The following is a 13,599-nucleotide window of genomic DNA, read 5'->3' as shown; positions in this document are numbered from 1 at the left end:
TGGGCGGATTAATGATAGCTGGCTTTGGTCCTCAATTGTGTCAATCCTTCCGCAAAACCCACCGCGCTGTCCAGTTCTCTGCCGCTGCCCAGCGCCACCACGGCCGGGCGGCCGCGCGACAACAGCCCGCGCGCGGCGTCGCGCGCCGTCTCGACGCTGACGGCGTCGATCTTGGCGACCAGCTCCGGCACCGACAAGGGCCGGCCATAGGCCAGGATGTGGCGGGCGAGCTGCTCGGCGCGCGATGAGCAGCTTTCCAGCGCCATCAACAGCCCGGCCTTCATCTGCGCCTTGGCGCGGGCGATTTCGGCTTCGGTCAGGGTCTCGACCGCGTCGTTGATGACGTCGACGATGACCTCCATCATCTCCGGCGCGTCCACCGGATCGGTGCCGGTGTAGAGGCCGAAGAAGCCGGTGTCGCTGTAGGGCGCGTGGAAGGTGTAGATCGAGTAGCACAGCCCGCGCTTCTCGCGGACCTCCTGGAACAGGCGCGACGACATCCCGCCGCCGAGCACATTGGTGAACACCTGCAGGCTGAACAGCGACGGATCGGATTGCGGCAGGCCTTCCAGCGCCAGCGTCAGATGCGCCTGTTCGAGGTCGCGATGCACCACCCGCGAGCCGCCATTGCCGAACATCGCCGGCTCCGGCTTTGGCGCCACACTGCCGTCGAAACTGGCGAAGCGCCGCTCGACCTCGGCGACGACCTGCTGGTGATCAACCGCGCCGGCCGCCGCCACCACCATTTCGGGTCCGCGATAATGCGTCGACAGATAATTCTGCAAGGTGGCGCGGTCGAAGGTCTTCAGGGTCTGCGGCGTACCGAGCAGCGAGCGCCCGATCGGCTGTTCGGGATAGCACAACTCGTTGAGGTACTCGAACACCATGTCGTCCGGCGTATCCTGGGCCGCGCCGATCTCCTGCACGATCACGCTCTTCTCGCGCTCCAGCTCCTCCGGATCGAAGGACGGGTTGGCGAGAATGTCGCTCAAGACGTCGAGCGCCAGCGGCACGTCGGCTTTCATCACCCGCGCATAATAGGCGGTGCTTTCAGTCGAGGTGCCGGCATTGAGGTCGCCGCCGACCGCCTCGATCTCCTCGGCGATCTCGCGCGACGAACGCCGCTTGGTGCCCTTGAACGCCATATGCTCGAGCAGATGCGAGATGCCGTGCTCGTCCGCCTTTTCGTCGCGGCCGCCGACCCCGGTCCAGACCCCGAGCGCCGCAGTCTCGAGATGCGGCATCGTATCGGTGACGACGGTCAGGCCCGAGGGCAGCTTGGTCAGTTCGACGCTCATCCGGCAACTCCTTGGTTCGCGGCCCGGCTGACCGACGCCACATAGCGTTCGATCTCGACCTGGTCGCGTGTCATGACTTTGGCCTGCTCGGGTCTGGTCATCAGACCATCGAGCCAGGCCGGCAAGGCCGGCCGCATTCCGCAGGCTTGTTCCACCGCATCGGGGAATTTCGCCGCATGCGCGGTGGCCAGCACGATATTGGGAATCCGCTGATCCGGCGTGTCGCGATCGGCGACCGCCAGCGCCACCGCGGTATGCGGATCGATCAGGTCGCCGGCCTCGCGCCAGGCGGCGCGGATCGCGGCTTCGGTCTCGGTCTCGTCGGCGCGGCCGGCGTCGAATTCATTGCGGATCGCCGCCAGCACGGCGTCGGGCAGCACGAAACGGCCGGACTGTTTCAGCGACGCCATCAGGCCGCGCACCACAGCGGCGTCGCGGCCGGCGGCCTCGAACAGCAGCCGTTCGAAATTCGACGAGATCTGGATATCCATCGACGGCGAGGCGGTGGCATGGACTTCGCGGACCTCATAGATCCCGGTGTTCAGCGTGCGCGCCAGGATGTCGTTGATATTGGCGGCGATCCGCAGCTTGCCGATCGGCAGCCCCATCCGCTTGGCGACATAGCCGGCGAAGATGTCGCCGAAATTGCCGGTCGGAACGGTGAAATCCACCGCGCGTGCCGGCGCACCGAGCGCCACCGCGCTGGTGAAATAATATACGACCTGGGCCACGATCCGCGCCCAATTGATCGAATTGACCCCCGACAGCGCCACCTGGTCGCGAAACGCGTGGTGGTTGAACAGGCCCTTCACGATCGCCTGGCAATCGTCGAAATGGCCCTCGATCGCCAGCGCATGGACATTGCCGGCGCCCGACGTCGTCATCATCCGGCGTTGCACGTCGGAAATCTTGCCCTGCGGAAACAGCACGAACAGATCGACATTGTTGAGCCCCGCAAAGGCGTCGACCGCCGCGCCGCCGGTGTCGCCCGAGGTCGCCACCACGATCGTGGTACGCTGCTTGCGCTTCTCCAAGACATGGTCCATCAGCCGCGAGATCAGCTGCATGGCGACGTCCTTGAACGCCAGCGTCGGGCCGTGGAACAATTCGAGCACGAACTGGCTCGGGCCGGTCTGGCGCAGCGGCACCACCGCTGGATGGCGGAACGTCGCGTAAGCCTCATTGGCCATCCGGCCGAGCTCGGCATCGGAGATTTCGCCGGCGACGAAGGGCCGGATCACCTCGACGGCGACCTCCCAATAGGGCCGTCCGAAAAACCCCGCGATCGTCTCGGGCAAAAGCTGCGGCCAGACCTCAGGCACATAGAGCCCGCCGTCGCGGGCGAGCCCGGTCAGCATGACATCGCAAAAACCCAGTCTGGGGGCCTCGCCCCGCGTCGAAATATATTGCGTCAAAACGTCCTCCAAAGGCGCGGGCCCTTGCCAAGCCTTTGATGCTGAATGGATTATGACTTCACCACGGGCGAAATCGCCGGCCACCATAGAGGGTTTTGCAGCGCAGGGGAAACCGGGAATGGCGAAAATTACGGGAGCTTAGTCAGGCGGCCACGGTTACGTGGCGAATTTCGGGAGGAGCATCGGACGGCGGCGCCAGCCCTTGTTCCCGCCGATAGTTGAGGACGGCACGGATGGCCTCCTGGGCATTGGCGAGCGCTTCCTCCTCGGTGTCGCCTTCGGTCACGACCTCGGGCAGCGCCGGGACCAGCACGCTAAAACCGCCGCCTTCCTGGGGCTCGAGAATGACGGAATAGCTGTAGTTTGCCGTCATGTTGTGGCTCCAGGCCTAATCCGGATTCAGGCCGATCTTACAGCCCCCTCGGAGACGCGCCAATCCCGTCAGGAGGCGACTGGCGACCGGTCCGCCCGCTCCGCGGCCGACCTGCGCCGCCCGAACAGCCAGAAGCCGAAGCCGCCGGCGACGGCGGCGGCCAGCCCAAACCAGGTGATGGCGTATTGCAGGTGATCGTCCTTGAGATGGACGCTGAGCGGCCCGGGCTTCGGGGTGCCGCTGGCCGGCACCGGGCTCTCGAGGTCGATGTAGAACGGCGCCATTTCACCGCTCCAGCCGAGCTTTTCGGCCATCCCCGGCACGTCGCGGGTGAACCATAGCCGCTTGATCGGGTCGGCGGCCGGGGTCAGCATCCCACCGGCATCGGGAAAGCGCAGATAGCCGGTGAGCTGCACCGACGCGCCGGTGACCAATGGCGCCACCGCGCGGTCCTGCTGGGCGCGGTCCTGCATGGTGTTCTGCACGAAGCCGGTATTGATCGCCACGCTCTGCCCGCCCGGCAGCCGCGCCGGCAGGAACGCCCAGGTGCCGGGCCCGGAGACGTCGTTGCGCACCGCCGAGCCCGAGGAATAGACCATCGCGTCGGGGCGTTTGTCGTAGGTCGCGGTGAACGCGACGCGGCGGAATTCATCATCGGCCGGCGTCAGCGTCGGCCAGTCGGCGACCTTGGGCAAGGCCACGGGGGCAGCCGCGAGCCGCTCGGTCAGGGCGGCGATCAAGGCGTGCTTCTGGGTCCGGCGCTGCAATTGCCAGAAGCCGAGTGACAGCAGCACCGCCACCATCACCAGCGTAATCAGCGCGAGGCCGGCGATGCCGCGCCGGCGCGGAAGCTGTGGGCTCATTGCGGGTCGCGATCGATCAGCTGGCCGGGTGCGGCCTTGTGATGGAATTGCAGCGCGATCAGCAGCGCCTTCATCAGCCGCAGCGGCAGCAGCGTGGTGGCCAGAATCAGCGGCAGCCACAGCGCGGCATGGACCCAGAATGGCGGCTGGTATTTGACCTCGACGATCAAGGCCGCCACCACCACGATCGCGCCGGAGATCATGATGATGAAGATCGCCGCGCCGTCGCCGACATCGATGAAGGCGTAGTCCAACCCGCAGACCTCGCAGCGCGGCGCCAGCGTCAGGAACCCGGCGAACAGCTTGCCCTTGCCGCAGCGCGGGCACTTGCACGCCAGGCCGCGCAGCGCGCTCTGCCAGGTGGTGGTCGCAGGATAGTCGGTCATTGGCAATGTTCCTTCCTTCTCCCCCTGTGGGAGAAGGTGGCGCGGACGAAGTCCGTGCCGGATGAGGGGCGCGACACAACGAGAGCCCCCCTCACCCGGCGAGCTTCGCTCGCCACCCTCTCCCACAAGGGGAGAGGGGAGAAGAAAAAGGGCGGCCTTGCGACCGCCCCTTGTAGCACATTAGTTCGCGATCAATGCGCGGCGTGGGCCATGGATTCGGCGCCGCGACCCCAGACATAGATGCAGATGAACAGGAACAGCCAGACCACGTCGACGAAGTGCCAGTACCAGGCGGCGAATTCGAAGCCGAGATGGCGCTCCGGGGTGAAGTGCCCGGCATAGGCGCGGAACAGGCAGACCGCCAGGAAGATCGAGCCGACGATAACGTGGAAACCGTGAAAGCCGGTGGCCATGAAGAAGGTCGCGCCATAGACATTGCCGGCGAAAGAGAAGGTGGCGTGGCTGTATTCATAGGCCTGCACGCAGCTGAAGATCACGCCGAGCGCGATGGTCAGCATCAGGCCGTATTTCAGCCCCTTGCGGTCATTGTGCAGCAGCGCGTGATGCGCCCAGGTCACCGTGGTGCCCGAAGTCAGCAGGATCAGCGTATTGAGCAGCGGCAAATGCCAGGGATCGAAGGTCTCGATGCCCTTCGGCGGCCACACCCCGCCGAACAGCGCCTCGCGGGTGGCATGGACCGGATCGCCGGGAAACAGCGAGGCGTTGAAGAACGCCCAGAACCAAGCGACGAAGAACATCACCTCCGAGGCGATGAACAGGATCATGCCGTAGCGATGGCTGATCTGCACCACGCGGGTGTGGTCGCCCTTGTGCTGGGCCTCCTTGATGACGTCGCCCCACCAACTGGCGAAAGTGTAGAGCACGCCAAGGGTGCCGGCGCCGAATACCAGCGGCGCGCCGGTATACATGTTGTGCATCCAGCCGATCGCGCCCACCGCCATGATAAAGGCCGAGATCGAGCCCACCACCGGCCACGGACTGGGATCGACAAGGTGGTAGTCGTGGTGCTTGGCGTGCGCCGTGGCCATTGGGTGTTCTCCGTTATTCCCGATATTGTCTTGCATCTCGTCGGTCCCGACAATCGAGTTCTGCGACGTCAACGATCACAGGCTGCCCTTGCGCTTGTCCGGCTCGGTCTGAGCCACCGGCTTCGGCGTCGGATTCTGCACCGGGTAGAATGTGTAGGACAGCGTGATGGTGCTGACCCCGTCATTCTCGTGATCCGCCGCGAAGGCGGGATCGACATAGAACACCACGGCCAATTCGCGTTTCTCGCCGGGCTTGAAAGTCTGCTCGGTGAAACAGAAACAATTGATCTTGTTGAAATACGATCCGACCGTCAGCGGCGCCACATTATAGGCGGCCTGGCCGGTGGTGGTGCGCGCGGACTGATTGGTCACGGTGTAGTACACCGTCTTGACCTCGCCGATCGCGACGTCGACTTCGTTCTTCTCCGGCTCGAACTTCCATGGCAACCCGCCATTGACGTTGGAATCGAACCGCACCGAGATGTGCCGCGACAGCGGCGCGGCGGTCGGCGCCGACGTCACCTCCTGGGTGGTGCCGTTGAAGCCGGTGGTGCGGCAGAACCAATTGTAGAACGGCACCGCCGCAAAGGCCGCGCCGACCATCAGCGCCGCGACCAAGCCGCAGATCGACGCCACCATGGCGTCGCGGCCGAGGCGCGGCGGCTTGCGGTGTTGCTTCATCGGCTCTTGGCTGACCGGCTCTTGGCTCATCGGCTCTTGGCTCATCGGGGGCACCGCTCTGTCATGATCATCACATCGGCCGCACCAGCACGGCCGGTCCCTTGACCATGGTGACGGCGAAGAACAGCACCACCAGCACGCCGAGCGCCAGCGCGATGGCGATCGAGCGCTCGCGCTGGCTCTTCTTTTGCGCAGGCGTCAGAACGACGCCCGGCAGGTCTCGATCATGCTTGGTGGTCATTGTCTTCATCCTCTAGCCGATCAGTCGCAGCACGCCGCGCCCGACCACTTCCAGCAGCAGCACCGAGAACAGCGCGAACAGATAAAGAATCGAGAAGCGGAACAGGTTCCTGGTGGCGCGCAACGCTGCGCTTCCAGTGCGGCGCTGATAGACACGCACCGCCAGCACCAGCATCCAGCCGCCCAGCAGCAGCGAGGTCACGCCGTAGATCGCGTCGAAATAGCCCAGCGGCCAGGGCGCGAAGGCGACAGCGACCAGCACCACGGTGTAGAGCAGGATCTGCAGCCTGGTATGATCCGGCCCCGCCACAACCGGCAGCATCGGCACCCCGGCGCGGGCGTAGTCGTCGTTGCGGAACAGCGCCAGCGCCCAGAAATGCGGCGGGGTCCAGAAGAAGATGATCGCGAACAGCAGCACCGGTTCGACCGCCAGCGAGCCGGTCGCCGAGGCCCAGGCCACCACCGGCGGCAAGGCGCCAGCGGCGCCGCCGATCACGATGTTATGGGCGGTCCAGCGCTTCAGCCAGATCGTATAGATCACGACGTAGAAGAAGATGGTGAAGGCCAATAGCGCGCCGGCCAGCCAGTTGACCAGAATGCCGAGCGTGATCACCGAGAAGAACGCCAGCGTCATGCCGAAGGTCAGCGCTTCCGGCCGCGTCACCCGGCCGCGCGGAATCGGCCGGTTGGCGGTGCGGGTCATCTTGGCGTCGATGTCGTCTTCGTACCACATGTTCAGCGCGCCGGCGGCGCCGCCGCCGACCGCGATGCACAGGATCGCGGTGATCGCCAGCACCGGATGCACCGACCCGGGCGCCAGGAAGAATCCGACCAGCGCGGTGAACACCACCAGCGACATCACCCGCGGCTTCAGCAGCGCGACATAGTCGCCAACGCTGGCCTCGGAGATCCGCGGCAGAAAAGCGAGCTCGTTGCTTTCAATGACCGACAAGGCGGTTCCCTCTCTGTTGAAGCCTCTCCGCCCCGGCATCAAACCGCGGCGGATGCGTCATGATCGTTGCGCGCGGCGCCGGGCGCCGCGACGCTTCAGCGAACCCGCGGCAGCACCTCGAACTGATGGAACGGCGGCGGCGACGACAGGGTCCATTCCAAAGTGGTGGCGCCGGGGCCCCACGGATTATCGGCGGCCTTCTCCTTTTTGATGAAGGCCAGCACCATGCCGTAGAGGAAGATCAGCACCGCGAAGCCCGAAATATAGGAGCCGATCGAGGAGACGAAATTCCAGCCGGCGAAGGCGTCCGGATAGTCGACATAGCGTCGCGGCATCCCGGACAGGCCGAGGAAATGCTGCGGGAAGAACACCAGATTGACGCCGATGAAGGTGACCCAGAAGTGCAGCTTGCCGATGGTCTCGTTGTACATATAGCCGGTCATCTTCGGGAACCAGTAATACCAGCCGGCGAAGATCGCGAACACGGCGCCCAGCGACAGCACGTAGTGGAAATGCGCCACCACGTAATAGGTATCCTGCAGCACCCGGTCGACGCCGGCATTGGCCAGCACCACGCCGGTGACGCCGCCGACGGTGAACAGGAAGATGAAGCCGATCGCCCACAGCATCGGGGTGCGGAATTCGATCGAGCCGCCCCACATCGTGGCGATCCAGGAGAAGATCTTCACCCCGGTCGGCACCGCGATCACCATGGTGGCGGCGACGAAGTAGGCCTGCGTCGCGCTCGACATGCCGACCGTGTACATGTGGTGCGCCCACACCACGAAGCCGATCACCCCGATCGCCACCATCGCATAGGCCATGCCGAGATAGCCGAACACCGGCTTCTTCGAGAAGGTCGAGACGATCTGGCTGATCATGCCGAAGCCGGGCAAAATCAGAATGTAGACTTCGGGATGGCCGAAGAACCAGAACAGATGCTGGAACAGCACCGGATCGCCGCCGCCCTCGGCGGAGAAGAAGGTGGTGCCGAAATTGCGGTCAGTCAGCAGCATGGTGATGGCGCCGGCCAGCACCGGCAGCGACAGCAGCAGCAGGAACACGGTGACCAGGATCGACCACACGAACAGCGGCATCTTGTGCAGGGTCATGCCCGGCGCGCGCATGTTGAAGATCGTGGTGATGAAGTTGATGGCGCCGAGGATCGACGACGCGCCGGCCAGATGCAGCGCCAGGATGGCGAAATCGACCGCCGGCCCCGGATGGCCCGTGGTCGACAGCGGCGCATACATGGTCCAGCCGGTGCCGACGCCGTTAGAGCCGGATTCACCTTCGACGAAGGTGGAGATGATCAGCAGCGCGAAGGAGGCCGGCAGCAGCCAGAACGACACGTTGTTCATGCGCGGGAACGCCATGTCGGGCGCGCCGATCATCAACGGCACGAACCAGTTGCCGAAGCCGCCGATCATCGCCGGCATTACCATGAAGAAGATCATGATCAGCCCGTGCGAGGTCACGAACACGTTGTAGGTGTGGCTCTCGTGGAAGATCTGCACGCCCGGATACATCAGCTCGATACGGATCAGGATCGACAACACGCCGCCGATGATCCCCGCCATGATCGCGAACACAAGGTACATCGTGCCGATGTCCTTGTGATTGGTCGAATAGACGTAGCGCCGCCATCCGGTCGGATGGCCATGCGCGTGATCGTCATGGGCGTGATCGGCGTGAGCAACCCTGGCAGCTTCCATTGTCATTTTCAGATCCTGACCTGCAGACTCTCTTGCAAACTCTCTTGCAAACCCTGGGGCCTTCCGGCCCCCTCACCGATACGCATTGTCGCGCGGCGCACCGCGCCTATCGCGCGGCCGTCCCGGCCGAGGCAAATGATGTCCCGGCCCGGGAGGCGACCTGCTGCTGCTTCTTCCAGGCGGCGTAGTCGGCATCCGTCACCACCCGCACCACGATCGGCATGAATGCATGGTCCCTGCCGCACAATTCCGAACACTGGCCGTAATATTTGCCGAGCTTGGTGGCCTTGAACCAGGTCTCGTTGAGCCGGCCGGGCACCGCATCGATCTTGATGCCGAAGGCCGGGATCGCGAAGGAGTGGATCACGTCGGCGCCGGTGGTCTGCACCCGGATCACCTTGTTGACCGGCACCACGACCTCGTTGTCGACGGCGAGCAGGCGCGGCGGCGTCGGCGTGATCTTGGACCGCTCCTCGTCACTCAGCATGATCGAGGTGAACTCGATCTTGTCGTCGGGATAGGTGTAGGTCCAGTTCCACTGGTTGCCGGTGGCCTTGATGGTGATGTCCGACTTCGGAATGTCGAGTTCCAGGAACAAGAGCCTGAACGACGGCACCGCGATCGCCACCAGGATCAGCACCGGAATGATCGTCCACGCCACCTCGATCAAGGTGTGGTGCGTGGTCTTCGACGGCACCGGGTTGGCCTTGGCGTTGAACTTCACCACCACGATCACCAGCAGCGCCAGCACGAACAGCGTGATGCCGATGATCATCCAGGTCAGGAAGTTGTGAAACCAAGTGAGGTTGTCCATCACCGGTGAGCCGGATTCCTGGAGCTTGTATTCCCACGGTGCGGGCTGACCGAGTTCTGCGAACGCCGTCCCGCCGATCGCAAGGGTGCCCCCCAGAATCGCCAAGCCCAGCAACTGGCGGCCGATTCGGCCCATCAACAGCTTCATGCCGTTCGCGCTCCCCTTGATGAATTCTGATCGCATGCCCCGCCTGTCGACGATGCTGGCCGCATGATTCACTTGTGTCCCACCGCGAAGATTCTTCTATGAGAATGTCTCGCATTCCGTTCTCAAACCATAATTTTTGATCTATCGCAATGCAGGATTGGCGTTCGGGTGAGAACAGCTGAAGGTTTGTAACGAGCCGCCCGTCGATACCACTGCGGCGAGCCGAATCGGTGCCCCGGTATGTGAAGCAAGCTTGACAGGCGCGCGCCCCGATGTAGGCACAGCATGGCGGTGTCGCGGAGGCCCGATTCGCTATCCGGGCGTGTCGCCTTCATGGTGCCGTGTTGCCGTATCACTGCGTTGACCGCACGTCATCGCTATGGGATGGACCCTGATGGGGTTTTCGAAATATCTGCCGATTCGCACGGCATCCGGACCGACCGCACGCCATGCGGCATGGCGGCTCGTTGTGGCGGGCGCCGTCGCGGCTGTCTCCTTCCTCGGGATCGCCACAGGCGCACAAGCCCAGGGCGCGGTGCGCTCGGTGCATGGCGACTGGCAGATCCGCTGTGACACCCCGCCCGGCGCCAAGGCCGAACAATGCGCGCTGATCCAGAGCGTGGTGGCGGAAGACCGCTCCAATGCCGGCCTCACCGTAATCATCCTGAAAACCGCCGATCAGAAGAGCAAGCTGATGCGGGTGGTGGCGCCGCTCGGCGTGCTGCTGCCGTCCGGCCTCGGGCTCAAGCTCGACGACGTCGATGTCGGCCGCGCCGGTTTCGTGCGCTGCCTGCCGAACGGCTGCGTCGCCGAAGTGGTGATGGACGATAAATTGCTCGGCCAGCTGCGCACCGCCAAGACCGCGACCTTCATCATCTTCGAGACCCCGGAGGAAGGCATCGGCTTTCCGCTCAGCCTCAACGGCATCGGCGAGGGCTACGACAAGCTGCCGTGACGGCTCGAGGTCGTGCGGTTACACGTCGGCAGCGAAGCCGTCGCCACACCGGTTGAAATCGTAACGACCGTCATGCCCGGGCTGTCCCGGGCATCCATGTCTTGAGGCAACGTCGCGCATCCGTGGATGGCCGGGACAAGCCCCGCCATGACGTTTGTGTATGGGCCGCTCCCTGCTGGAACGCCGCACGCGACGGATTTCATTCGGACTTGTTAGACGACCGCAGTCACCACACGCTTTCGCGGTCGGCCGCATAAGCGAGACAAGCCGGGATGTCGGCTTCGGTCAGTTCCGGGAAATCGTCGATGATCTGCTGGTGGGACATCCCGGCAGCGCCAACAGGCGCAGCTTCCGCGATGAAAATCGCGTGAACGGGCCAGTCCCGGCCGCAGGGGAGGCCATATGCCCTCCCTTTTTGTGAGAACAATGCCTATCTACGCCACGCATCTTCGCTGAACTTCTTGCGTTCAGCCCGGACGAACGCAACGCCTGCCCGGCATTGGAGCCTTCATGACCCAACCCGCCACCACCTCCCTGCTCGACCGCGCCAATCTCGACCGCGACCAGGTCCGGCGCGAAATCTCGCGCGGCCTGCAGGGCGCCGATGACGGCGAATTGTTCCTGGAATACAGCCAGACCGAGGCGTTGGCGTTCGACAATGGCCGGCTCAAGCAGGCGACCTACGACACCGCGCAGGGTTTTGGCTTACGCGCGGTGAAAGACGATGCCGTGGGCTACGCCCATTCGTCCGACGTGTCGCTGCCGGCGCTGATTCGCGCCGCCGACGCGGTCTCGGCGGTGCGCGGCGATTACAGCGGCAGCTTCGCCGCGGCGCCGGCGCACACCAATGTCCGACTCTATGGCGACGACAATCCGCTGGAGGGCGAGGCCTTCGAGAGCAAGGTCAAGCTGCTGGCCGAGATCGACGCCTATGTGCGCGACAAGGATCCCAGGGTGCGGCAGGTCTCGGTCTCGATCGGCGCCACCTGGCAGGTGGTGGAGATCCTGCGCCCCGACGGCGAGAGCTATCGCGACGTCCGCCCGCTGGTGCGGGTCAATGTGTCGGTGGTGGCCGGCCAGGGCGACCGCCAGGAAAGCGGCAACAAGGGCTATGGCGGCCGCGAAGGCTATGCCCGCTTCATCGAGACCAAGGCCTGGCGCGAGGCCGCCGACGGCGCGATCCGCGAGGCCATGGTCAATCTCGAATCGATCCCCGCCCCGGCCGGCGAGATGGATGTCGTGCTTGGCCCAGGCTGGCCCGGCGTGATGCTGCATGAAGCGGTCGGCCACGGCCTCGAGGGCGATTTCAACCGCAAGCAGACATCTGCTTTCGCTGGTCTGATGGGCCAGCAGGTCGCCGCCAAGGGCGTCACCGTGGTCGACGACGGCACCATTTCGGCGCGGCGCGGCTCGCTGTCGATCGACGACGAGGGCACCCCGACCAGCCGCACCGTGCTGATCGAGGACGGCATTCTGGTCGGCTATATGCAGGATCGCCAGAACGCCCGGCTGATGAACATGAAGCCGACCGGCAACGGTCGGCGCCAGTCCTACGCCCATGTGCCGATGCCGCGGATGACCAACACCTATATGCTGGCCGGCGGCCACGACCCGGCAGAGATTCTCGCCTCGGTGAAGAACGGCATCTTCGCGGCCAATTTCGGCGGCGGCCAGGTCGATATCACCTCGGGCAAATATGTGTTCCAGTGCACCGAGGCCTACAGAATCGAAAACGGCAAGCTCGGCGCGCCGCTGAAGGGCGCGATGCTGATCGGCAACGGTCCGACCGATTTGCACCGCATTTCCATGATTGGCAACGACGTGCAGCTGGATTCCGGGATCGGCACCTGCGGCAAGAACGGCCAGGGCGTCCCGGTCGGCGTCGGCCAGCCGACGCTGCGGATGGAACGGATTACGGTTGGAGGAACCGGCTGATGAGCGTCGAAACGGAATCCGGATCATTCAAGGCGACGGCGCGGCGCTGGTCGTCGCAGCTCGGCCAATTGCTCGCGGTGGTGGCGATCGTGCTGGTCGCCAAGGGCGCGCTGGCCGAACCCTTCTACGTGCCGTCCGGCTCGATGGAGCCGACGCTGCTGATCGGCGACGCGCTGCTGGCGTCGAAATATCCCTATGGCTATTCGACCGCCTCGCTGCCGATCCATGTCGCCTTTCCGGAAACCGGCCGGGTATTCGGCGAAACGCCCAAGCGCGGCGACGTCGTGGTGTTTCGCTGGCCCGGTGACCGCTCGCAGGTCTGGGTCAAGCGGGTGATCGGCCTGCCCGGCGACCGCATCCAGCTGCGCCAGGGCCAGGTCTATATCGACGGCGTCGCCGCAAAGGTGCGGCCGGACGGGCAAGGCCAATCCGAGGACGAGGAAGGCGGCAACGAAACCGCGCAGCGCTATATCGAGACCCTGCCCGGCGGCGTCTCGCACCCGATCTTCAAGCTCTATGATCACGGCCGGCTCGACAACACCCCGGAAGTCACCGTACCGCCGGGCGATCTGTTCGTGATGGGCGACAATCGCGACAATTCCGCCGACAGCCGCGTGCCGGTGCGCGACGGCGGCGTCGGCCTGCTGCCGATGGACAATCTGGTCGGCCGCGTCGACGCCATTGTCGGCTCCTGGGACCCGGCGGTGCGCAACGGGCCGATCGCATCCTGGCTATCGGGCTTCCGCATCGCGCGGTTCTTCACCGCGGTGCATTGA

14 protein-coding genes and 1 pseudogene are annotated in these 13,599 nt (G+C 64.7%); 3 read left to right on the top strand and 12 right to left on the bottom strand.

Going from position 1 to position 13,599, the window contains the following annotated elements:
- Nucleotides 1-8 precede the first annotated feature (8 nt).
- The 11 genes and pseudogenes from RBJ75_RS23610 to coxB form a co-directional block, all read right to left on the bottom strand.
- Entirely contained in the window at nt 9-1,298 is a 1,290-nt protein-coding gene (locus tag RBJ75_RS23610; protein ID WP_044414844.1) for a M16 family metallopeptidase, read from the bottom strand.
- Entirely contained in the window at nt 1,295-2,713 is a 1,419-nt protein-coding gene (gene thrC / locus RBJ75_RS23605) for a threonine synthase (RefSeq protein WP_044414850.1), read from the bottom strand. Before thrC ends, RBJ75_RS23610 begins: the two co-directional genes overlap by 4 nt.
- Before the next feature lie 142 nt (nt 2,714-2,855).
- Nucleotides 2,856-3,086, bottom strand: coding sequence for a type II toxin-antitoxin system HicB family antitoxin (locus tag RBJ75_RS23600; RefSeq protein WP_044414842.1), 231 nt, complete (start codon nt 3,084-3,086; stop codon nt 2,856-2,858).
- 68 nt (nt 3,087-3,154) lie between these two features.
- A complete protein-coding gene (locus RBJ75_RS23595; protein WP_044416783.1) occupies nt 3,155-3,949 on the bottom strand; it encodes an SURF1 family protein in 795 nt (264 codons plus the stop codon).
- Complete coding sequence (locus tag RBJ75_RS23590; RefSeq protein ID WP_044416781.1) at nt 3,946-4,335, bottom strand: DUF983 domain-containing protein; 390 nt, start codon at nt 4,333-4,335, stop codon at nt 3,946-3,948. The genes RBJ75_RS23595 and RBJ75_RS23590 overlap by 4 nt, the downstream gene beginning before the upstream one ends.
- Before the next feature lie 191 nt (nt 4,336-4,526).
- The gene (locus RBJ75_RS23585) at nt 4,527-5,384 is read right to left on the bottom strand and encodes a cytochrome c oxidase subunit 3 (protein WP_044404100.1); all 858 of its coding nucleotides are present in this window, start codon (nt 5,382-5,384) and stop codon (nt 4,527-4,529) included.
- A 75-nt stretch (nt 5,385-5,459) separates the two neighbouring features.
- Nucleotides 5,460-6,117 (bottom strand): annotated as a pseudogene (locus RBJ75_RS23580) (cytochrome c oxidase assembly protein); the annotation flags it as partial.
- 18 nt (nt 6,118-6,135) lie between these two features.
- Entirely contained in the window at nt 6,136-6,306 is a 171-nt protein-coding gene (locus RBJ75_RS23575) for a hypothetical protein (RefSeq protein ID WP_044404109.1), read from the bottom strand.
- Between the two features lie 12 nt (nt 6,307-6,318).
- Entirely contained in the window at nt 6,319-7,257 is a 939-nt protein-coding gene (locus tag RBJ75_RS23570) for a heme o synthase (RefSeq protein ID WP_044404094.1), read from the bottom strand.
- 95 nt (nt 7,258-7,352) lie between these two features.
- On the bottom strand, nt 7,353-8,978 hold the full coding sequence (ctaD, locus tag RBJ75_RS23565; protein WP_044404091.1) for a cytochrome c oxidase subunit I: 1,626 nt from the start codon (nt 8,976-8,978) through the stop codon (nt 7,353-7,355).
- Between the two features lie 100 nt (nt 8,979-9,078).
- A complete protein-coding gene (gene coxB / locus RBJ75_RS23560; protein WP_044404106.1) occupies nt 9,079-9,933 on the bottom strand; it encodes a cytochrome c oxidase subunit II in 855 nt (284 codons plus the stop codon).
- A 394-nt stretch (nt 9,934-10,327) separates the two neighbouring features.
- Here coxB and RBJ75_RS23555 point away from each other — a divergent pair, with 394 nt between their 5' ends.
- The gene (locus RBJ75_RS23555; RefSeq protein ID WP_044404103.1) at nt 10,328-10,888 is read left to right on the top strand and encodes an invasion associated locus B family protein; all 561 of its coding nucleotides are present in this window, start codon (nt 10,328-10,330) and stop codon (nt 10,886-10,888) included.
- Nucleotides 10,889-11,114: 226 nt separating this feature from the next.
- On the opposite strand, the gene RBJ75_RS23550 is transcribed toward RBJ75_RS23555, so the two are convergent.
- On the bottom strand, nt 11,115-11,213 hold the full coding sequence (locus RBJ75_RS23550) for a DUF433 domain-containing protein (RefSeq protein ID WP_080900795.1): 99 nt from the start codon (nt 11,211-11,213) through the stop codon (nt 11,115-11,117).
- Between the two features lie 185 nt (nt 11,214-11,398).
- Here RBJ75_RS23550 and tldD point away from each other — a divergent pair, with 185 nt between their 5' ends.
- Both tldD and lepB read left to right on the top strand, forming a co-directional pair.
- Nucleotides 11,399-12,823 carry a metalloprotease TldD gene (gene tldD / locus RBJ75_RS23545; RefSeq protein ID WP_044404086.1) on the top strand — a complete coding sequence of 475 codons (1,425 nt, stop codon included), beginning with the start codon at nt 11,399-11,401 and terminating at the stop codon, nt 12,821-12,823.
- The gene (gene lepB, locus RBJ75_RS23540) at nt 12,823-13,599 is read left to right on the top strand and encodes a signal peptidase I (RefSeq protein WP_044404083.1); all 777 of its coding nucleotides are present in this window, start codon (nt 12,823-12,825) and stop codon (nt 13,597-13,599) included. Before tldD ends, lepB begins: the two co-directional genes overlap by 1 nt.

This window comes from Rhodopseudomonas sp. BAL398, from assembly GCF_033001325.1.
Classification (GTDB): domain Bacteria; phylum Pseudomonadota; class Alphaproteobacteria; order Rhizobiales; family Xanthobacteraceae; genus JARJEH01.
Note: the sequence above shows the minus strand (reverse complement) of the source record. Positions and strands in the feature narration are given on the sequence as shown.